The following is a 21,110-nucleotide window of genomic DNA, read 5'->3' on the forward strand; positions in this document are numbered from 1 at the left end:
AAAATAGCTCCCCTATACAGGAATTTACCTTTTTATTTTTCTTGAAGTTTGTCATAATAATATTATTGTCTCAGTTTTCTTATACAAGGAGAGTTGTATTTATGTCGTTTTCATGGAAACGTTTCTTACAAATCGGGAAAATTATCTTCCCATTTGTTGTATTAACAATTGTATTCTTTCAAGCAAAAAAAGAATTAGCGGGCATTTCTTTTTTAGAAGCGATTGATACAATTAAAAACATTCCAACTGGAGGAGTCTTTTTAGCAATTACACTTGGTGCATTCGCTGTATCAACAATGTTCTTTTATGACTATGTTATGCTTCGTTACTTAAAAGCTGATATCCCTGTCCAAAAGATTTTCCGTATCTCGTGGATTGCTAATACTTTAAATGGATTTATCGGGTTTGGTGGTCTAGTTGGAGCTGGCGTACGCACAATGCTTTATCGTCCATACATAAAAGAAAATGGAAAACTTATTAAAAGTATCGCTTGGATGACAACTGCCTTTATTAATGGATTAGCCATTCTTTCATTTCTTGGTCTTATCGGAATATTAGACACGAGATTTATTTTGCATGAAAAACCATGGCTATGGCCTGTTCTTATCTTCTTTGCTCTTTTCGTCCCTATATATATCGGATTTTCTAAATTAAAAAATAGAAAAGCGATGCAAACAGAGGGACAAGAAGAAGAGGAGAAAAACCCAACTGTTTTATACTCATTAGTTTCATTAGTCGAATGGGTATCTGCTGGTATTGTTATGTACGTCATATTACTATTATTTGGAATTGAAATCGAATTCCAAAAGTTTTTAGGCGTATATGTCATTGCTGCTTTAGCTGGTGTCGTTAGTCTTGTTCCTGGTGGTCTTGGATCATTTGATCTTGTCTTCTTAACTGGGCTTGGGCAATACGGCATCGATACAGGTGTTTTGCTTCCTGCTATGTTATTATATCGTCTCGTCTATTACATCTTACCATTCTGCCTTGGTCTCATTTTTGCAGCTTTTGACATGACAGGAGTAGCCATTAAAAAGTTTGAAGATAAACCCTTTATTGCGCCTGCATTAGAGACAACTGGTGTTATATGGACTTTGCAGCGTGACTTTCTAGGAAAGTTAGGTTCTTGGGCATCTGCTGCTTTAACAGTATTTGCTGGCTTAATGGTTATTTTATCAACTATTCTACCGACAAGTATAAATCGGGCACACGCCTTACATATTCTAGCTCCAAAACATCTTATTCAATTTTCTTTTAGCTTATCGCTAACATTCGGTATTCTCCTCCTCATTCTTTCACGAGGGATATATTACGGAACAAAACGTTCTTATTATATGACGATTGTTTCTTTAATTGGAGCGGCTATTTTTAATACACTAAAAGGAATTGATGTTGAAGAAACTTTTATTTTATTAATCGTACTCGCTGTATTGTATATGCTTCGTAAAAGGTTTGTACGTGAGAAAATGGAAGTCTCACTTTCCGATATCGTAAAAGTTTTTATATTCCTACTTGTAACGTTATATTTATATAAAAACTTAGGTATTTTATTTGCAAGTGCAAAAGAAGCTTTCCAACCTGATTTTGTCGTTCGTAATATTACACAAGTGAAACGAAGTGCATTAGCAGCTGCCTTTTTTGTTCCTACTTTTTTACTAATTGGTTCACTCATTGCAAATCGTTATCGAAATGAATTTCCCGGGCAACCAGCTAATGATAAAAGATTACAAAACTTCTTAGATGAACATGGTGGAAATGTACTTAGTCATTTAGGTTTTTTAGGAGATAAACAGTTCTTTTTCAGTAGTGATGGAAAAGCACTCATTCTCTTCTCAATAACTGGAAAACGACTTATTGTACTAGGTGATCCAATCGGGGACCCTTCCTCCTATCGTACTGTATTGCAAGAGTTTTTAGCTGAGGCTGATCGATTTGGATACATTTGTGTATTCTACCAAATTGAAAGTAAATGGATGAGTTTATATCACGATTTTGGTTATAACTTCTTTAAGCTCGGTGAAGAAGCTGTTGTTGATTTAAATACATTTACAATAACAGGAAAGAAACGCGCTGGCATGCGAGCTACTTTCAACCGTTTTGAAAGAGAAGGCTATACATTCTCTATTCATGAGCCACCTTTCTCAGACGAATTATATGAAGAGTTAAGAAAAGTTTCAGATGCATGGCTTGGTGGAAAAAAAGAGAAAGGTTTTTCACTCGGATACTTCGATCGTGAATATATTAGTCGCGCTCCCATTGCAACATTATCTGATGCGGATGGAAAAATTATTGCATTCACAACATTCATGCCCGTATATCAAAACGGATCATTATCTGTCGATTTAATGCGATATTATCCAGATGCGCCTAGCGGCATTATGGACGCAATTTTCATCCACTTATTCCAATGGGCAAAAGAAAATGAATACCACTCCTTTAATATTGGTATGGCACCACTTTCAAATGTTGGTTTATCCACACAGTCTTTCTGGTCTGAACGAGTGGCTGCTGCAATCTTTAATAACGTTCGTTATACGTATAGTTTCAGCGGATTACGACATTTTAAAGAAAAATATAAACCAGCATGGAGCGGTAAATATTTAGCATTTAGGAAGAATCATTCTTTACCAATTACAATGCTCTCTGTAACAAAATTAATAGGAAAAAGAAAAAACAGCTAAATTCTTAGCTGTTTTTTCTTTTTTGAACTTGTACAATAAATTCTTTTTCATATTTCTTACCATTTATATAGAAATTCCCCCACATTTTATACGTACCCTCGGCAGGAAATGTAATACGGTATTGTAATTGTTCATCCGTATCCACAGGCATAGCGTATAAAAAGTTCTCCTTCGTTTCATCCACGATATAGAGTGACTCTACTTCTCCTCTCTCTGAATGTAATTTCAATTTTTCACCCTTTTTCGCTTGAAACTGAAATGTTAACGTAACTGGTTCATTCGGATGTAATGCGCCAAATAAAAGAGAAACTTCATACTCCCCTATTTTTTTTGTAAGTACACTGTCGATTGGAAATTTCACTTTTTTCTTATTGTTCTCCTCTTTCGTTCTACCAAAATCTTTCCTAGCGAATGACTCTACGGACTTATTTTTATCTTCGTATAAAAATATCGTATATTCTTCATCTTTCGCTATTTTGGAAGATAACTTATATGACCCGTTCCCTGCAAATGTAGGTTTAATTTGTTGTATGTGTTTTAACTGTCCATCTACAATCACTGCCCGTATTTGATCATTTACACCACGAATTTCATTATTCTTTTTGTTTAACAACTGAAATACAATATCTACTTTCTCATTTCCCTTTCCATTTGACACATCCCACTTTACTTCCTGAACATCTCCTACAGTCTCTTCGTTTTCTTGATATTTTTTTATGTAAAATCCTCCTGCCACAATAAGTACTAACGCAATAAGCCCAATGACAAGATTTTTCAAAACATCACCTACCATTTTTATTGTCTCTGTTCACATAAAACTTCTTAAGCTATATATTCTAGATTATGATTTATGAAATCCTCCTATTTTGCACATATTACAAATAATAAAAAGATTTTAATTGAAAGGATTCGTAGTGTATAATGCAAATGATATTGATTTCTATCAATACATTATAAGGAGGACTTTTCATGAGTGTACATATCGAAGCAAAACAAGGCGAAATCGCTGAATCTATTCTATTACCAGGTGATCCATTACGTGCAAAATATATCGCTGAAACATTTCTAGAGGATGTTACTTGCTATAATAACGTACGTGGTATGTTAGGTTTTACTGGAACTTATAAAGGAAAACGTGTATCTGTTCAAGGTACAGGTATGGGTGTTCCTTCTATTTCTATTTATGTAAACGAATTAATCCAAAGCTACGGAGTTAAAAATTTAATTCGCGTTGGCACTTGCGGTGCAATTCAAAAAGATGTAAAAGTTCGTGATGTTATTATCGCAATGACGGCTTGTACTGATTCTAATATGAACCGTTTAACATTCCCAGGATTTGATTTCGCACCAGCTGCAAACTTTGATCTTTTAAAGAAAGCTTACGATGCTGGAACTGAAAAAGGATTACACGTTCGTGTCGGTAACGTCTTAACAGCAGATGTGTTTTATCGCGAAAGCATGGACATGGTTAAAAAACTTGGAGATTACGGTGTATTAGCAGTAGAAATGGAAACAACTGCTCTTTATACATTAGCAGCGAAATACGGCGTAAATGCATTATCTGTATTAACAGTTAGCGATCACATCTTCACTGGCGAAGAAACAACATCTGAAGAGCGTCAAACTACATTTAACGAAATGATTGAAATCGCTTTAGATGCAGCAATTCAACAATAATACACTAAAGAACTTGTCATACGTCTGGCGAGTTCTTTTTATGTGACTTTTTATAAATAACTATTTTATAAAGAGACAGATTTCTCCCCTCTACTTTATTGTAACGTTTGTTATAATAAAGTGAAACTTTAATCAGTGGTTTTTTTCCATCCCCCACTGATTATTAGTTGAACCAATCAGGCTTTTACGGACAGTTGATCTCCCACCTAACTCCCTTGTATTCGCCGAATTTTGAAGTGGAAGTCTTATTGCCCGAGCGGGATAAAGAAATCATTTACAGTATTTCTCATAAGAGGTGACGCAGTGAAAAACAGAAGTATCGTCTTTAAACTATTTTTATTAACATCAACTTTATTTACAATAATATTCCTACTTTTTTTCCTAGGACAATCTCTATTTTTAGAGAAATTTTATATTAATAAAAAAGTAAAAACAGTTCAAACTGCTTTTGAAAAATTCGTAGATAATTATGACAAAAGTGATAAAAGTTATGAGAAAGTTAGAAAACTAAAACAAGAATTTCATGATAAAACAAATGCCGATATGCAGTTTTTGGATTCTAACGGCATTATTAAAAAAGTGATAACAAATACTATATCGATGTATTTAATCCCAACAATAATAAACAGTATTCCATTCCACTCAATAACCTTTTAACACCAGAAGAATATAATAAATTCGAAAATTTAGGTTTAAAAAAAGATGTAATAATTAATGTTGATGGAGTCGTACAAGAGAATAATATTATTACACCACAAAAATTAGGAACGAATTATAATCAATGGCAAAACGAACATTTCTATTCGGATTTTCAGTCAATTAATGGTAATCCTTCTAAGAATAGACTTGCAAGCCGATACAAATCTACAACTCGTATCGTCTTTACAGGTGTTATAACTAAGTTACAGCTCCCATCAAAAGCTGAGGTTCGTCTTGCAAATGATATTGAAACATTACAAGCCGTTCAATATTTTGCAGATATTATTAGAGATGGCACTTCTAACTCGAACCAATTAAACACTTTCATATTAGATGGCGGCGAAAATATAAAAAATAGTATCTTTGTAAAGCCGATTATAGAAAACGGAAAGATTACAGAATATGCTTTTGCGATAGCGTCTTTACAACCCGTTAATGAAGCGATGCTAGTTTTAAAAGACTATTATGTTTATGCCTTAATCATCGTGTTTCTCGTTATTATTTTGTTATCCTTCTACTACTCAAAAATCATTGTTAAGCCATTAATTAAAATGAATCGTGTTACAAAAAAAATGGCTAATTTTGATTTCAGCGAGAAATTACCTGTTACAGCCGACGATGAAATTGGTGGGCTTTCCGGCAGTATCAATACATTATCTGTAAATTTAAAAGATCGAATCGATCGATTAAATGTTGCCAATACAAAGTTACAACAAGACATTGAACGTGAACGTCAATTAGAGAAAACAAGAAAAGAATTCATTTCTGGCGTATCACACGAATTAAAAACACCACTGAGTGTAATTAGAAGTTTTGCAGAAGGTATTAAAGATGGTGTTAGTAAGGATACTTCGTATTATACTGATGTTATTTTAGAAGAAACAGAAAATATGAACAGGCTGATTGTTGAAATGTTAGAATTAGCAAAGTTAGAATCTGGTACTTACAAACTAGATATGACGACGTTCTCAATTGGTGAATTAACGCAACAAGTCTATACAAAATTATTATTTAGCATGGAAGAAAAGCATCTACAAGTGAACGTCGATGCAGACCCTTCTATACTTGTTAAAGCAAATCGTAGCCGTATTGAGCAAGTAGTTGTGAACTTACTAAGTAATGCCATCCGCTATACGCCGGATGGAGAAAAAATACAAGTCTCCATTATAGAAGCAGAAGATACCGTAAAAATCGAAATCGAAAATACAGGAAACCCTATCCCTGAAGAAAGTCTTGAAAAAATTTGGGATCGCTTCTATCGCCTAGATGCATCACGTAGCCGTCACACCGGAGGTACCGGTCTCGGATTATCTATTGTAAAAAACATTTTAGACCTCCATCATGCCGAGTACGGTGTGTATAATACGACTAACAGTGTTGTATTCTATTTCAATTTACAAAAAGTAAAAGAAGTCAAATAATTTGTCTTAATTTCACTAGGAGTTCACATGAAATTCACACTCTCCCTTTATAGTAAGAAACAAGTTAATCCTTTCCTTTACACATATAAAAGAGGAGAGTGCGTGAAATGAAACAAGCAGGACAACCTATTCAAAATGAAAAACAATTAGAAACTATCAAAAATATACTTTTACAATCTTCGAAACGTGATGGCTTATTATTCGTATTAGCTGTAAATTCTGGCTTAAAAGTAAGTGAAATCTTACAATTAAAAGTTAGTGATGTAATCGATGAAAATGAAAATGTTCGCCATTCCATTTTATTTTACAATGAAAAAGTGAAGAAACATAAATGGTTTGCTGTAAATGAAGACTTACAGCACGCAATCGAAGACTACATGAAAGAACGTAAAACTTGGAAACGTAATGAACCATTGTTAAAATCTCAAAAAGGAACAAAATCTATTACGAGACAACATGCATGGTACATTTTAAACAAAGCTGCAAAAGAAGTTGGATTAGAAGGGATTAGCTCACATACACTTCGAAAAACTTGGGGTTATTGTGCATACAAATCAGGTGTTGATATTGCATTTTTACAACACTTCTTTGATCACAGTACTCCATCAAAAACTTTAAAGTATATCGGTATTGCTTAATAACTCTTATACATAAAAAAGGTTACCATTTGAAAATTTGGTAACCTTTTTTATATTTCATATTCTCTTTTCTTGTCTCTCCTATACTGTAGTGGTACTCTAATAATAAGGGGGAGAAATTATGAACACACTTACAATTGAATTACCAAAAGAAACGGCTGAAAAACTTGATTTATTAAAACAAGCTTACGAAAAGAAAACAGGTGCTTCTATCTCTGAGAGCACTCTCGTGCAAACACTTATCTCAAAAGAATTTATCCAGGCGATAACTCCTTTTGATTTACAACAATTCATCAACGGAAAAGAACAGCATTAATGCTGTTCTTTTTTTATCTCTATTTAAAATATACAAAGTTTTTTATATATTTTTAGAAAAACCATTGACAATGATAATGATAACCATTATCATTTATTATGAAGCCAACAATTGATGAATCAACCAAACGCTCAGTAACATTGTTACCCCTCTTTTTCATATAGAAAGGCACTGTACATTCCCCCTGTTTGTACAGTGCCTTTCTTGTTTATTATCATTCAAAAAAATTTAATTGCTCCGGCTTCGGCTCACCATATGTAATGTTCATCATTTTCATAAGCTGTTTCGCATTATCTGCTGCATCCCCACCTGAATTGTTGTTAAACAGTACGTATATATCCTTTGTTTTCTTTTTTAATTGCTCTAGTCGTTCCACCCATTCTTCCAGTTCTTTATTGTTGTAGCGATATAAACAACGAACCGCTCTCCAATTTTCCCCTTTATCAAGCCAACCATGAACATTTCGACCGTGAAAACGTATTAATGCCATGTTTGAATTCGTAACCTCTAATACGAGTGGCACAGAACCTATCCCAGCCTGTGGTTCATCACAAATTGTATGAACCCATTTCTCCTGTTCTAGAAACTGTAACGTCTTATCTCTCATTTCTGGATAAAACCATGTTTGATTTCGAAATTCTATTGCACATGGTAAACCTTCCATTTTTTCTTTCGTATATCGAAGAAAATCTACATTTTTCTTTTTGCAATCAAACCATGGTGGATATTGAAATAAAATTGTTTTTAATTTATTAGCTTCTATTAAAGGAAGAATGGACTGCTTATACACATCAAACATCTCATCAAACGTAGAAAAAGGAAATTCCCCTTTCATATGTCCTGTCATTCCTTGATACGCTTTTACGACAAAAGAAAAATCTTTCGGCGTTTCCATTGCCCATTTTATATAATTTCGTGCAGGTTGCATCGCGTAAAATGAACTATCCACTTCCACAATAGGAAAATACTCACTATATGTTCGTAATTTATTTCTATTTTCATAGGAATCTACGTATAAAGAATCATGATCTCCCCATCCTGTCACTCCAATGAACAGCACATATATTCCTCCCTTTTTAACTTTATCTTCTATTCACTCCCCAAACACTTTTGCTAATCAATTTCATTAAGTGGCCCTTTCTTTAAGAGTATCCTTATTAAAATATGATATACTATATGGAAGAATTTTTAAAATGAGGGGTTATTTATTTATGCTTCCAAACGATGCTACTGTATCTCATGAAAAACGAATTGAAGAACTAGAAAATAAAGTGCGTTTTTATGAAGAACTTGTAAATCAATTACCACATCATTTCACATACAAAAATCCACATATTGGTTTACAAATAAAGAAAACTAGAGCAACTCATTCCATTCAAGAAATACCAAAAGAGAATAAAGAGGCTCATTTTCAACTTACTTGTGATTCATTATTCTTATTTGAACAACTTGAAAAACACTTTGTACATATTTTTGATGCCTTTTCACATCATGTAACCTTTGTCGATAGTAAAGGGAATATTACTTTATGTAATCAAGTTGCCGCAGATGATTTCGGTGTAATACGAAATGATATTATCGGAAAACCGATTCAACAATTACTAAGCTTGCCGGAAGAAAAAATTAAAGCGATTGAAACATTAAGAACGGGAACAGAAATATATAATGAAGAAGTTTTAGACAAAAACTATGGCATTATAAACAACCGAATTATTCGCGATTATAACGGGGAGATTTTTAGGGTTATTAGTGTCTTTCATTATTTAAACACAGAGCGTGATGCAGAGAAGTTTTCGTTAGCAGGACGAATCGCAGCCGGAATTGCACACGAGGTACGAAACCCTCTTACGACAGTACGAGGATACTTACAATTTTTACAAGAAAGTGTTTCTCCATCAAATAAAGAGTTATTTAAAAGCTTACTTATCCCTGAATTAGATCGTGCAAATAGTATTATTACAAAATTTTTAGCCATTTCAAAAACACGTGAATTTACAAGAGAACCGTTTCCTATTAATACATTTTTATGCGACTATATTCAACAGTTACTAGCTAGTGAAGTCTTCTTGCATAACATTTCAATTGATTATAACTTTTCTAATGAATTAGATGATATTTTAGTCAATATTGATCGACATGAACTTGTTCAAGTATTTTTAAACCTATTTCAAAATGCCGTCGATGCTCAAGGCGAAAAGCCTCTTTCTATTCAAATCACTAGTTATCGCCTAGATAACTTCGTTCGGATTACTTTCACAGACAATGGAATTGGTATTCCTCTAGCTATTCAAGAATATATCTTTGATCCATTCTTCTCAACGAAGGATTCGGGGACAGGACTAGGCTTATCAGTAACAAAAAAAATCATCCAAAATCATAACGGTACGCTCAAAATGACTAGTGATCCAGACGGTACAACCTTCACTATTTCTATTCCGATTTTACCTAAAGTAAATCGTGAAGCAATTAACTTATAAAATGAGAATGCTGTTCTATTAACTCCCTTTAATTGTTAAGCACACTCTAACAATTAAAGGGAGTTTTTTAAAACATATAGATTTTTCTCTACTTCTTTATTGTTCGTGTTAGGTAGGTAAACTTCTTATTTTTTGAGAAATAGTAGTTTGTCCATCACGAATTTAATTTAAATTTCATTATAATATATAGTAACGACTATTATTCTATGAAAGAAAGGAATGCAAAGATAAACAACAAAAATAAAGGGAAAGTATTTTATGGTAATGATTGTTGCGAAGTAAGAGCTTGTAGTTATATCAACATCTCTAAGTCCGAACTTAAATAATTTGTTAGACTTCTTCAAGCTCTCGGCCAAGCTATTCAAGCTGTCTTAGTTCAATATGGATCTGGTTCCTAGGTGGAGGCGCTACTGGACCAGCGGGTACTCCGATTCGGGTAACTATAGCTGCAATAGGAAACTCCAATGCTCAAACAATATCAACTGGAATTAATATTCAATTAAATCAAGTTTTTGAAATAAATAATATTAACTTTAATGACACTACACATACTTTACAGGCGTATATGATATTAGTTTCTCGGCATCTACAACTTTCCCAGGCTCTTCACCGTTTGGATTCGGTATTTCATTCAATGGCCAACCACCTACTCGTAATTTTTCAACTAATGTTATCGGTAGTGCTGTTTCTTTCTCTACAATTGTTACTTTACAAGCTGGTACAACGATTTCTGTACAACCTACAGCAAATACTATTTCTATTCCTAACACGGGCGATACAACTGCGACACTATCTGTACTCCGAATTTACTAACCACAATTTCCGATAATATTTTGGGAGGACTAAACACATTTATAAGTAATAGGTGTGATTTTGATTGTCTATTAAATCTCTCTTTTAATAAAAAGGAGCACTTATTTGGGAGGATAAGTGCTCCTTCTTTACGTTTCTTTACCTCAAATTTACTCTATCTTAATCCTCATTTTGTATGATAAATAATGAAGTCAAAGATATGAAAGAGGGATGAAAAATGAGAGTTATGTCACCGATACGCATTTGGATTGCTCTTATGATATGCATTATTTTATGTGTAGGGTTTTTTTTAACTCTAAAATATTCTACTATTTCAAAAGCAGAGAGAAAAACAGTTCCATACACACTTTTGTATACGAAACAAAACAACATCCTTTATTCCAATTCCACAAATAATGAAAAAAAAGTTATAAAAGGAATGCTTATTACGAAAGCTTCTAGTTACGAAACTCTACTTCAAATTACTGAAACGATTAAAGATCAGTATACAAATAAAGGAATTGATGAAATCACGCTGACTATCCATAATGAAAATAATGGTAGTTATGAAGAAGAATTACCATACGAACCGATTAGTAAAGGAACAATAATCATCACATACGATTCTCAATCCTTTGGCAGTACCAACATTACTCTTAATGAATAGTAGCATTTACCCCACTAATTATGAGCTCACTTCATTTTTCACATGAGAAAGAGGCGAATAACGAAATTCGCCTCTTTCTTTTACCATAACGATGGAATCCACTCTTTTACTTTATTAAACCACTCTTGCTGTTCTTTTTTCCTTTTTTGTTCTTCTTCTTGCCTTTTCTTTTCTTCTTCTTTTCTTCGCTTTTCTTCTTCAATTGTTTGCAATTGTTTTTTATAGTCCGCCTCAGATATTAACGACAATTGGAACGCTTTTTGGGCTGGGTTTGCATTTGCTTTTTTCATGATATCCCGGAACATCGTCGTTGTAATTTGACTACCACCTGGAACATAATGCTCGCTATCTGTTTTGTCATATCCTACCCAAACTGCACCTACTAAATCTGGTGTGTATCCTACAAACCACGAGTCCTTTGCCCCTACGCTCGGGCCATTTACAAGTTGAGTAGTCCCTGTCTTCCCTGCTGTATCAACATTAGTAACTTTCGCTTTTCCACCTGTTCCCTTTTCTACAACACCTTTTAATAAATACGTCATCTTTTGAGCAATTTTCTCACTCGTCACTCGTGTCTCTTTCTTATACCATTTCCCTATTATTTCCCCTTCAGCATTTTGAACTTCTCTAATTGCATGAGCCTCTACTTGAACCCCATCATTAGCAAATGTACTATATGCTTGGGCCATTACAAATGGTGATGTCCCTACATGCATCCCACCTAAAGCAATTGGATACGTACGGTCTTCTGGTACTAACGGAATACCAAATCGCTCTAAAGATTTCAATCCTTTATCTAATCCTATTTGTTCTAATAGCCACACAGCGGAAACATTATACGACTTTGCTACCGCTTCATACATTGTCACATTACCATGAAAGGCCTGATCACTATTTTTCGGTTCATATTCTTTAATATGAAATGGTTCATCTTTTAATATATCGTATACTTCATACCCTTGTTCTAAAGCGGGTACATATACAGCTAGAGGCTTTAATGTTGAACCTGGCTGTCTTTTTAATTGCGTAGCATGATTAAATTGTAAAAACTGATATGGTCCTCTACCTCCAACTAAAGCTGGAACACCGCCTGTTTTTGGATTTATAAGGACTACACCCGTTTGCATAAGTTGATCTGAGCCACTATCTTTGAAATAACTATCATTATTCACAACACCTTCTACAGCTTGTTGTTTTTTCGGATCAAGCTCTGTATAAATACGATAACCACCTGCTAAAATTTCATTTTGTGTTAATTCATACTTATCCATCGCTTCTCTAACTATATAGTCTACATATTGGGAGTATTTACCTTTGTATTTATCATCAACCCCACGTTTTAATACAAGGCCTGACTCTTTTTCTTTATTGTATTGCTCTTCAGAAATATATCCTTGTTCCTTCATTAAACTTAATACGACATTACGTCGTTCAATTGATTTATTAAAGTTTTTATAAGGAGAATACGCAGACGGCGCTTTAATTAAACCTGCAATCGTTGCAGCTTCTGAAATTGATAAATCTTTTACCTCTTTATCAAAATAAGATTTAGCTGCCCTCTTTATTCCCCAAGCACCTTCCCCAAAATAAATTTGATTCATATACATTTCAATAATTTCATCTTTTGTATAAGTACGTTCTATTTTTTTGGTTAAAAAGTATTCCTTTATTTTACGAGAAAATGTACGATCTTGTGTCAGAAATACATTCTTTGCAAGCTGCTGTGTAATTGTACTTCCCCCTGCTACAACTTCTCCTGCTGTAATATTTTTAAAAACTGCACTTATAATTCCACTATAATAAATACCATGATGGTTAAAAAAACCCTTATCTTCTACTGCAACAATTGCCTGAACCATAATATCAGGAATATCTTTTCTTTTAACACCTTCTGTTTTCGAAGAAGCTAATTTAGTTGCGACCTCATTATTTGCATCATAAATTAAAGTCGGTTGTGGAACAGCTTGTTTTAATTCAGATATGTCTTGAATGGATATTATTATATTTATAGCAATAAATAGAGTAATGAGTACACTTCCCAATACAATTAATGAATTACGAAGTTTCTTCCTCTTATTGAACCACTCAAGCATTTTTTTAAAATGAGTGTTCTTCAATTTCATTCGTTCACTTCCTTCATTTATTTACACTCTTCTTTTTAAAAAGAAGAATATACCGCCTTTTAAATTTACTATAATAACGTAGTCATTCCTATAGTGTAAAGCTTTTCTTTTACATTCATACTTTTTGCAAGAAAAGGACATTCTACAAGTAAGATATTCACTATTGGATATTAATATTATTAATAGAACAACGAGAGTTATGTTAAGTTTTTGTAAACTTTTCGATAAAATGTTTTAAAAAACGACAGTTTTTTGTTAGAATTGATTAGCCAATATATTTTACATATATTACTTTTGTGGGGGTAACAATAATGGTCTTTAAATCAAAAAAAGATAAATTTTCTGAAATGTTAATGAATGTTTCCGAAAATTTAAAAGAAGGCGCGCAGTTTTTCGTGGAGTATAAAATTAAAAATGCTAGCGATTTAAAAGAGTTTTCTATGCGCATGAAAGAGTATGAGTCAAAAGGTGACTCATTTATTCACGAAATCATTATGGAGCTAAACAAAGCGTTTATTACTCCAATTGAACGTGAGGACATCCTACAACTTGCAATGAGTATGGATGATGTATTAGACGGATTAGATCACAGTGCTGGTCTGTTCGAAATGTATTCTATTACAGAAGCTGATGAATACATGATTAAATTCGTGGAAGCAATCAATCAATGTGCGATTGAGATTGCAAACTCTGTTGAACTACTGTCTAAAAAGAAGTTAGTCGACATTCGTACGAACGCGATTAAGATTAAGGATTACGAATCACAATGCGATGATATTCGTCGTCATGCGATTAAGCACTTATTCTCTCGTGAAAAAGATCCGATTAAGATTATTCAATTTAAAGAGATTTACGAAGAGCTTGAAGAAGTAGCTGATAGCTGTCAAAGCGTTGCAAACGTATTAGAAACAATTATTATGAAGAACGCGTAAGGAGTTTGATCATGGATACACTCTTGATACTGACCGTTTTAGTAGTCATTTGCGCTTTAGCTTTTGACTTTATCAATGGATTTCACGATACAGCAAACGCTATTGCAACGGCTGTTTCAACGAAAGCTCTAAAGCCTAGACATGCAATTATTATGGCAGCTATTATGAACTTTTTAGGTGCAATGACATTTACAGGTGTAGCAAAAACGATTACAAAAGATATCGTTGACCCATTTGCTTTACAAAATGGTTCTCTTGTAATTTTAGCTGCTTTGCTTGCGGCGATAGCATGGAACTTAATTACTTGGTACTACGGTATCCCAAGTAGTTCTTCGCATGCAATTATTGGCTCAATCGCAGGTGCAGCCATTGCTGCTGCTGGTATTAGCTCATTAAACCTTAAAGGATTCATTAAAATTCTTGAAGCTTTAATCATTTCACCAATTATCGCTTTCGTTATTGGTTATATCGTTTACAGTATTTTTAAAGTGGTCTTTAAAAACTTTAACTTAACGAAAACGAATAAAAACTTCCGTATATTCCAGATTTTCACTGCAGCATTACAAGCCTATACACACGGTACGAATGATGCACAAAAAGCAATGGGAATCATTACGATGGCTCTTATGGCTAATAACTATCATACTTCTAGCGATATCCCGTTCTGGGTACAATTATCTTGTGCTATCGCAATGGGACTTGGTACTTCTGTCGGTGGATGGAAAATTATTAAAACTGTCGGTGGACAAATTATGAAAATTCGTCCTGTAAATGGTGTAGCTGCCGATTTATCATCATCACTTGTTATTTTCGGTGCAACATTCATTCACTTACCGGTTAGTACGACGCACGTTATCTCTTCTTCTATTTTAGGGGTTGGTGCTTCTCACCGTGTGAAGGGGGTAAAATGGGGAACTGCAAAACGTATGTTAATTACATGGGTTATTACACTTCCTATTTCAGCTTCTTTAGCTGCTCTGTTTTACTACCTATTACATTTTGTTTTCTAATCAAAAGTCGTCTTCCTTATTTTTCTAGGAAGACGACTTTTTTGTGAACAAGCCTATTTCTCATTAAAAAGCGTGTATAATAATTGGTGGATAAGTTATTTAGAGGAGTTGGCAATTTTGGAATACATCATGTTACTTTTCATCGGACTAATCGCCGGGACAGTCGGCAGCCTAGTTGGGCTTGGAGGCGGAATTATTATTGTTCCGTTATTAATTGGATTACACAGTTTATCACCACAACTTGCAGTAGGGACTTCTATGGTAACAGTCGTTTTCACAGGACTATCTTCTACCCTTACTTACATGAAGCATAAGCGAGTGGATTATAAAAGTGGACTTATTTTATTTATCGGAAGCGGTCCTGGTGGTATTATCGGATCATGGGCAAATAAATTTTTAAACCAAGACACATTTTCTTTATACTTTGGGATTTTCCTTATATTCGTCTCAATTCTACTTATGCTTCGAGACAAATTAAAACCTCTTTCCCTCTCAAATACGTCTGTAATTAAGCGTTCTTTTACAGATAATGATGGAAATGCTGTACACTACCAATTCCCACCGTTTCTTGCTATCTTTATCGCCTTTATAGTTGGGTTTATATCTGGGTTATTTGGAATTGGTGGCGGTGCCTTACTTGTTCCAGCAATGATGCTTCTTTTTGCATTCCCAGCACATATTGCAGTAGCAACTTCAATGTTCATCGTATTTCTATCAGCAATTGTAAGTTCTGCAACTCACATCTCACTTGGAAATGTCAGCTGGATTTATGCATTAATCCTTATTCCTGGTGCATGGATCGGCGGAAAAATCGGGGCTTACATTAATACAAAACTGAGTGGTAACGCCGTAATTAATTTATTACGTATTACGTTAATTATTCTTGGAACTAGATTAATCATTATTTCCCTTTTATAACGTATTCTTTTTAGAATGCGTTTTTCTTATACACATGAATATAAAAATCCTCCGAGGAGAACAAATAAAATTAAACAAGCACTTAATAACATATAATTTGAAATATGTACTTTCTTCAAGTTGACCACTCCTATAACTGCGACTGTTATCTTTATGATAGCGAAAAAATAGTTCACTTGCAGTTACAGAGTGCTAACAATGCAAAATCAATTATTACAAATTTTATCCTTATATTTCATTTCTTTGTATATTCTATCGATTTAATAAAAAAAGATGTCATATTGACATCTTTTTTAGTGAAGAAGTGACCATCCCATAAAGTCTTCATGTACTTGGCACGCCCTCTTATCGTTTCGATCATATAATTCAGCATAACTATCTGTTTCTTCATCATAAGCCATCGTATAAATAATTTGGCCGTCTACTTCAACGGATAAAACGACTCCACCTTTCATCTCTTCTACATGAATGATAGCATTCGCCGGAATTCTCATATCCGTCATTCTTATCGCATCTAACAATATACTAAACCCCCTACAGCGTATTCATTGCTAGTACTATTACACACTAAATAGTATACTACTGTAATAGCATACATTTCGTCAATGAAATTGCTGTTGAAATAGCATATTGTCTATATACATATACGCTAAAATAGAAGAAATAGAAACATATTAATGGGGGGCTAACATTGATTCTACACAAAGGAGATGTACTATTCCGTCAAGGCGAGGACGGTCCTTTATACTTTATAAAAACAGGCTTATTAAAAGTAGTTCGGCTAGAAGAAGACGGAACACCATTTTTATTCAACATTATCGTTCCAGGTGAAACGATACCTCATCATTCTTTAATTTCACCGAAAGAATATCACGGTACAGCTATCGCTTTAATAAAGACAGAAGTGGAACCGATCACTAGTAGTGAATGGTACGAGAGACTTCAAGCAAATCCCGAATCGTATGCCAACATCGCTATGCAATTGCAATCTAAATTAAGAATGATGCAACAACGAATTGATCAATTGACAACTGTCTCTCCGAAAGAACGTCTTCATCGTTTACAAGAATGGTTCACATTATATTTAGGTGACATTCCTATATATGAAATATTAACACAAACTGAAATTGGTCAACTGATAGGCATACGCCGTGAAACAGTTAACCGTTTATTACGAGAACAAATAAAAAACGAGGTAAAATAAATACCTCGTTTTTTTGTTTATTCTCATCTGTCTTATTGTAAGCTTGTTGCTGGGCCGAAAAATTCATAATGAATATGCTCTTGTTTCACACCTAAATCAGTTAGTGCAGCATTTATATGCTTCATAAATGCTACTGGACCACAGAAATAAAATTCTGCTTCAGTTGTCTGAATAATAGTTTTTAACCATTCGCTTTCAACGAAACCTTCTTTATCAAAGTTCTTCATTTCTAAATCTTTTTCAGTCGGTGCAGAATAACAAGTATATGCTTTAACTTGTTCATATTCATTTTCTACTGCCTTAACGTGTTCTTTCATTGCATGTGTATTACTATTTATTGCTGCATGAATAAAATATACATTACGTTTTGAATCTTGTTCAATTAACGTATTTAACATACTCATCATCGGTGTAATCCCTACTCCACCACTAATTAGTACAACTGGTAATGTTGAATCCATATTTAACACGAAATCTCCCGCTGGTGCACTTACTGGTAAAACATCTCCTTCTTTTACATGTTCATGTAAGTAATTAGACACTTTACCGTCTGGTGTATCTACACCTTTTTCTTTCTTTACACTAATACGATAATATTCTTTCCCAGGTGCATCGGATAAACTGTATTGACGATTATGTGTATATGTCTCACCTTCAATATTGATTTGAACCGTTACATATTGACCTGGGATGAATGAAGAAACTTTCCCTCCATCTTCAGGTTTCAAATAAAATGACGTAATAACATCGCTTTCCTTCACTTTTTTAACAATCACAAAGTTACGGAAGTCTTTCCATCCACCTTCTTTATGTGCAGCTTCTTCATACATCTCTGCTTCAATGCTAATAAATGCATCAGCAATGACACCATATGCTTCTCCCCATGCATTTAAAACTTCATCAGGTGCACCTGCGACCTCTTTAATGGCACGTAGTAAACATGTACCTACAATCGGATAATGCTCAGCTTTAATACCTAAACTTCTATGCTTATGACCAATTTGTTTTACAACTGGAATAATTGCTTCTAAATTATCAATGTACGTTGCAGCTGCATAAACAGCATTCGCTAACGCTTGTTGTTGTCTTCCCTTTTTCTGATTCGTATGGTTGAAAATATTCAATAACTCCGGATGTTCTGAAAATAAAATTTCATAAAATCTCGTTGTAATTTCAACGCCTTTTTCTTGTAATAATGGTACTGTTGACTTTACGATTTCAATTGTTTTTGCACTTAACATTGTATCCCACTCCTCTATTTCCTTAACTGTTTTTAGTTTAACTGAATCTTATAATGCAGATTGTGATTTTAATCACTATTAACACGTTGTTTTTGTGAATAATATATGAACATTGTACTTACAAAAGAAAATAAGCTAACTAGAATTCTAGCTAGCTTATTATTTTGTTTGTATAGCTTGTTCAATTACTTTTATATCTTTCCCCTCGCCAAACTCTGTATACCCCCAGATATTCGTTTCCCCCCTATATTTATTTACGATAATATCCAAGTCATGATATACACGGTGGGCATACACTACATACTCAATATTTTGAAGTTCCACACCCTTTTTTACAATTTCATAGCTTCTATTTACATCGCGTTTTATTTTTTCATTCTTTATTTCCGTATGTATATTTTTTAAAGATGGTTCTTGTTGTTGAAACCATTGCTTAAATTGATTCCAATCCCCGTCTGTATAATTCTCTGCTTTACCGTAATTTAAGAAATTATTATAGCTTTCATGTGTCATTCGAATAAAATCTAGCACTTTTGTCTCTTCTTGCACATCTTCTACTTGAGCTATTGTATTTACCTCAGCAGGCTTATTCGCATAATGTAACAGCACTTTCATAAGACTATAACTCGCGATGATCATTACGATAATAATCCCGAATACACGTAACAATTTCTTCATATACAGAACTCCTTCTCTACTAAAGATATTATAATGTATGGCTATACTTGTAACATTCTCTCGTAGAAATATACTTCCTGTATAAATTCTTCCTATCATTTCGACAATATTTTTCTATACGTTTCTCGTTGGCAAATGTTCTTGTAAAACAATATATCCTTCATAAGCTGTGTAACCGAGTATAGCCATTAATCCGATATAACAAGCAAATACTGTCCATTTCGTTTTCGCATCCACTTTATAATAGTTTTCCTGTTGTCTCTTGTCTGCATCCCATTCCTGTAATTTTCTTTCTGACATTTCAAATGCTTCTCTTATATGAATTGTATATGTTTCTTTTTCATCTTCATATGGGACGTAATCAAGTGGCTCAAACTTTGGTAAAAGATACTCTAACACTTCAAGCTTTTGAAGTTCTCCTGTTTTTAATTCTTTCTCTCGTTCTTTTTGCCTTAATACATTTATTTCATGTTGCATCATATATATATTTCGATGTACTGCACCAGTTTCTTTTAACTCCTCTTCAAGCCTTGCAACATATTCTTTCATTCCATCAATTCTATATCCTAATTCCTTAATCGGCTCATCTCTCTTTATCACTCTATATAATTCCATACAACCGATAATAACAATAAATCCTCCCAAAATACTTTTAAAGTAAATTGAATAGCCAAGTAATAAAATAAGGCCTGCTCCCCAAATTTTAGTGCTGACAACTGAAATAATTCGCCCACCATCTAGCGGCGAAACGGGAATTAAATTAAAGAAATTAATCATACTTCCAAGCAAAATAACAAGCGCCCAAAATGGTTCTTTCGTCATTATGTAAAGCGGTATCGCGGGTAAATATGACAGAAGCCCGAAAAGCGGACCCATATAGGCAATGTAAGCTTCATCTTTTGCATTTTTCGGCATCTCTTTCATTCCAATAAGAGCCCCCATAAATGGGATAAAGATTGCTGGCGATGTTGGAATCCCTTTTCTTTTCGCAGCCCATAAATGGCCCATTTCATGAACAAACAACAAATAAATGAGCGCCACCCCAAATTTCCAACCATATAGAACTGCGTATGCGCCAAGCGATAGAAACATACTAAATACCGTTGAAAACTTTGCTAATTTAAAAATTGCAAATACCCACTTTAACTTAGACAGTAAAAATAATCCTATGGCAACAATAATTCCCCATAATCCTTTTTTATTATTTTTCATCTCTCTCCTTTAACCCCCTGTAACGAGTCATACAAGCTCATCAAAAATTATTCTCCTCTTTATTATGACATATTTTTTTCTATTGTTAGAAATAATGTTTATTTAATCCATTTTTAGCCAAAAATATAAATAAAGGAGGTATATACGAATGAATTTACAATCTCTCATAATAAGTGTTTTATCATTTTTAGCTTCAACTCTTATTTTTTATACAGTGAGCTATGTATTATTATTAGATTGGTTGCCAAATCACTTACTTATCACTCTTATCATTCTTTCCGCTCTTATGATTTCATTTCTTATTACACGAAAATCAATGAATGAGCCATCTGCAAAAGCAAAATAATAGAGAGGGTGTTCTTCTCCCCTCTCTATTATCATTTCCTAGGAAAGGCTATATAGAATTTACAATTCAGTTACAGCC

At 33.8% G+C, this 21,110-nt stretch carries 18 protein-coding genes and 2 pseudogenes; 13 read left to right on the plus strand and 7 right to left on the minus strand.

The window, feature by feature from the left end:
* The first annotated feature begins 101 nt into the window (after positions 1–101).
* Positions 102–2,681, plus strand: coding sequence for a bifunctional lysylphosphatidylglycerol flippase/synthetase MprF (mprF, locus tag DN403_RS05660; RefSeq protein WP_149185345.1), 2,580 nt, complete (start codon positions 102–104; stop codon positions 2,679–2,681).
* A gap of 4 nt (positions 2,682–2,685) precedes the next feature.
* Here the strand turns inward: mprF and DN403_RS05665 are convergent, their stop codons facing one another.
* Positions 2,686–3,474, minus strand: coding sequence for a hypothetical protein (locus tag DN403_RS05665; protein WP_000232602.1), 789 nt, complete (start codon positions 3,472–3,474; stop codon positions 2,686–2,688).
* A gap of 176 nt (positions 3,475–3,650) precedes the next feature.
* On the opposite strand from DN403_RS05665, the gene deoD reads away from it, so the two are divergent.
* The 4 genes and pseudogenes from deoD to DN403_RS05685 all read left to right on the plus strand — a co-directional run bounded on the left by deoD (position 3,651) and on the right by DN403_RS05685 (position 7,432).
* The gene (gene deoD / locus DN403_RS05670) at positions 3,651–4,358 is read left to right on the plus strand and encodes a purine-nucleoside phosphorylase (protein ID WP_000110707.1); all 708 of its coding nucleotides are present in this window, start codon (positions 3,651–3,653) and stop codon (positions 4,356–4,358) included.
* Between the two features lie 303 nt (positions 4,359–4,661).
* Positions 4,662–6,478, plus strand: a pseudogene (locus DN403_RS05675) (sensor histidine kinase).
* A 107-nt stretch (positions 6,479–6,585) separates the two neighbouring features.
* Positions 6,586–7,116 carry a tyrosine-type recombinase/integrase gene (locus DN403_RS05680; RefSeq protein WP_000806236.1) on the plus strand — a complete coding sequence of 177 codons (531 nt, stop codon included), beginning with the start codon at positions 6,586–6,588 and terminating at the stop codon, positions 7,114–7,116.
* Positions 7,117–7,237: 121 nt separating this feature from the next.
* Positions 7,238–7,432 carry a DUF3924 domain-containing protein gene (locus DN403_RS05685; protein WP_001094856.1) on the plus strand — a complete coding sequence of 65 codons (195 nt, stop codon included), beginning with the start codon at positions 7,238–7,240 and terminating at the stop codon, positions 7,430–7,432.
* 214 nt (positions 7,433–7,646) lie between these two features.
* Here DN403_RS05685 and DN403_RS05690 read toward each other — a convergent pair whose 3' ends face one another.
* Complete coding sequence (locus tag DN403_RS05690) at positions 7,647–8,492, minus strand: DUF72 domain-containing protein (RefSeq protein ID WP_000897362.1); 846 nt, start codon at positions 8,490–8,492, stop codon at positions 7,647–7,649.
* Positions 8,493–8,643: 151 nt separating this feature from the next.
* Here DN403_RS05690 and DN403_RS05695 point away from each other — a divergent pair, with 151 nt between their 5' ends.
* From DN403_RS05695 to DN403_RS05705, 3 genes and pseudogenes are all read left to right on the plus strand, one after another.
* A complete protein-coding gene (locus DN403_RS05695) occupies positions 8,644–9,909 on the plus strand; it encodes an ATP-binding protein (RefSeq protein ID WP_000937233.1) in 1,266 nt (421 codons plus the stop codon).
* Positions 9,910–10,115: 206 nt separating this feature from the next.
* Positions 10,116–10,722, plus strand: a pseudogene (locus DN403_RS05700) (Gly-Xaa-Xaa repeat protein).
* Positions 10,723–10,939: 217 nt separating this feature from the next.
* Positions 10,940–11,368: a hypothetical protein gene (locus DN403_RS05705; protein ID WP_001265587.1), complete on the plus strand. Its 429-nt coding sequence runs from the start codon at positions 10,940–10,942 to the stop codon at positions 11,366–11,368.
* Positions 11,369–11,448: 80 nt separating this feature from the next.
* On the opposite strand, the gene DN403_RS05710 is transcribed toward DN403_RS05705, so the two are convergent.
* Entirely contained in the window at positions 11,449–13,491 is a 2,043-nt protein-coding gene (locus DN403_RS05710; RefSeq protein ID WP_044797922.1) for a transglycosylase domain-containing protein, read from the minus strand.
* Positions 13,492–13,802: 311 nt separating this feature from the next.
* Between DN403_RS05710 and DN403_RS05715 the strand changes: the two genes are divergently transcribed.
* The 3 genes from DN403_RS05715 to DN403_RS05725 all read left to right on the plus strand — a co-directional run bounded on the left by DN403_RS05715 (position 13,803) and on the right by DN403_RS05725 (position 16,351).
* Positions 13,803–14,423, plus strand: a complete 621-nt coding sequence (locus DN403_RS05715; RefSeq protein ID WP_000231445.1) for a DUF47 domain-containing protein — start codon at positions 13,803–13,805, stop codon at positions 14,421–14,423.
* Positions 14,424–14,434: 11 nt separating this feature from the next.
* Positions 14,435–15,433: an inorganic phosphate transporter gene (locus DN403_RS05720; RefSeq protein WP_000380276.1), complete on the plus strand. Its 999-nt coding sequence runs from the start codon at positions 14,435–14,437 to the stop codon at positions 15,431–15,433.
* Positions 15,434–15,550: 117 nt separating this feature from the next.
* A complete protein-coding gene (locus tag DN403_RS05725) occupies positions 15,551–16,351 on the plus strand; it encodes a sulfite exporter TauE/SafE family protein (protein ID WP_000455760.1) in 801 nt (266 codons plus the stop codon).
* Between the two features lie 293 nt (positions 16,352–16,644).
* Here DN403_RS05725 and DN403_RS05730 read toward each other — a convergent pair whose 3' ends face one another.
* Complete coding sequence (locus DN403_RS05730) at positions 16,645–16,872, minus strand: hypothetical protein (protein ID WP_000882911.1); 228 nt, start codon at positions 16,870–16,872, stop codon at positions 16,645–16,647.
* A gap of 170 nt (positions 16,873–17,042) precedes the next feature.
* On the opposite strand from DN403_RS05730, the gene DN403_RS05735 reads away from it, so the two are divergent.
* Positions 17,043–17,555, plus strand: coding sequence for a Crp/Fnr family transcriptional regulator (locus DN403_RS05735; RefSeq protein WP_000600585.1), 513 nt, complete (start codon positions 17,043–17,045; stop codon positions 17,553–17,555).
* 32 nt (positions 17,556–17,587) lie between these two features.
* Here the strand turns inward: DN403_RS05735 and hmpA are convergent, their stop codons facing one another.
* The 3 genes from hmpA to DN403_RS05750 all read right to left on the minus strand — a co-directional run bounded on the left by hmpA (position 17,588) and on the right by DN403_RS05750 (position 20,686).
* Entirely contained in the window at positions 17,588–18,796 is a 1,209-nt protein-coding gene (hmpA, locus tag DN403_RS05740) for an NO-inducible flavohemoprotein (RefSeq protein ID WP_000947319.1), read from the minus strand.
* A gap of 159 nt (positions 18,797–18,955) precedes the next feature.
* Positions 18,956–19,474, minus strand: coding sequence for a hypothetical protein (locus DN403_RS05745; RefSeq protein WP_000735433.1), 519 nt, complete (start codon positions 19,472–19,474; stop codon positions 18,956–18,958).
* 114 nt (positions 19,475–19,588) lie between these two features.
* Positions 19,589–20,686, minus strand: a complete 1,098-nt coding sequence (locus tag DN403_RS05750) for a site-2 protease family protein (protein ID WP_000794497.1) — start codon at positions 20,684–20,686, stop codon at positions 19,589–19,591.
* Between the two features lie 148 nt (positions 20,687–20,834).
* Here DN403_RS05750 and DN403_RS05755 point away from each other — a divergent pair, with 148 nt between their 5' ends.
* Positions 20,835–21,032 carry a hypothetical protein gene (locus DN403_RS05755; protein ID WP_001053359.1) on the plus strand — a complete coding sequence of 66 codons (198 nt, stop codon included), beginning with the start codon at positions 20,835–20,837 and terminating at the stop codon, positions 21,030–21,032.
* Positions 21,033–21,110: the final 78 nt, after the last annotated feature.

This window comes from Bacillus sp. AY2-1 (assembly GCF_008368965.1).
Lineage (GTDB): Bacteria > Bacillota > Bacilli > Bacillales > Bacillaceae_G > Bacillus_A > Bacillus_A thuringiensis_S.

What these genes read in the sequence shown, in the direction of transcription:
- DN403_RS05695 (WP_000937233.1), top strand. Translation starts at nt 8,644, where the DNA reads ATGCTTCCAAACGATGCTACTGTATCTCATGAAAAACGAATTGAAGAA.
- DN403_RS05685 (WP_001094856.1), top strand. Translation starts at nt 7,238, where the DNA reads ATGAACACACTTACAATTGAATTACCAAAAGAAACGGCTGAAAAACTT.
- DN403_RS05705 (WP_001265587.1), top strand. Translation starts at nt 10,940, where the DNA reads ATGAGAGTTATGTCACCGATACGCATTTGGATTGCTCTTATGATATGC.
- DN403_RS05745 (WP_000735433.1), bottom strand. Translation starts at nt 19,474, where the DNA reads ATGAAGAAATTGTTACGTGTATTCGGGATTATTATCGTAATGATCATC.
- DN403_RS05665 (WP_000232602.1), bottom strand. Translation starts at nt 3,474, where the DNA reads ATGGTAGGTGATGTTTTGAAAAATCTTGTCATTGGGCTTATTGCGTTA.
- DN403_RS05750 (WP_000794497.1), bottom strand. Translation starts at nt 20,686, where the DNA reads ATGAAAAATAATAAAAAAGGATTATGGGGAATTATTGTTGCCATAGGA.
- hmpA (WP_000947319.1), bottom strand. Translation starts at nt 18,796, where the DNA reads ATGTTAAGTGCAAAAACAATTGAAATCGTAAAGTCAACAGTACCATTA.
- DN403_RS05755 (WP_001053359.1), top strand. Translation starts at nt 20,835, where the DNA reads ATGAATTTACAATCTCTCATAATAAGTGTTTTATCATTTTTAGCTTCA.
- DN403_RS05710 (WP_044797922.1), bottom strand. Translation starts at nt 13,491, where the DNA reads ATGAAATTGAAGAACACTCATTTTAAAAAAATGCTTGAGTGGTTCAAT.
- DN403_RS05715 (WP_000231445.1), top strand. Translation starts at nt 13,803, where the DNA reads ATGGTCTTTAAATCAAAAAAAGATAAATTTTCTGAAATGTTAATGAAT.
- deoD (WP_000110707.1), top strand. Translation starts at nt 3,651, where the DNA reads ATGAGTGTACATATCGAAGCAAAACAAGGCGAAATCGCTGAATCTATT.
- mprF (WP_149185345.1), top strand. Translation starts at nt 102, where the DNA reads ATGTCGTTTTCATGGAAACGTTTCTTACAAATCGGGAAAATTATCTTC.
- DN403_RS05680 (WP_000806236.1), top strand. Translation starts at nt 6,586, where the DNA reads ATGAAACAAGCAGGACAACCTATTCAAAATGAAAAACAATTAGAAACT.
- DN403_RS05720 (WP_000380276.1), top strand. Translation starts at nt 14,435, where the DNA reads ATGGATACACTCTTGATACTGACCGTTTTAGTAGTCATTTGCGCTTTA.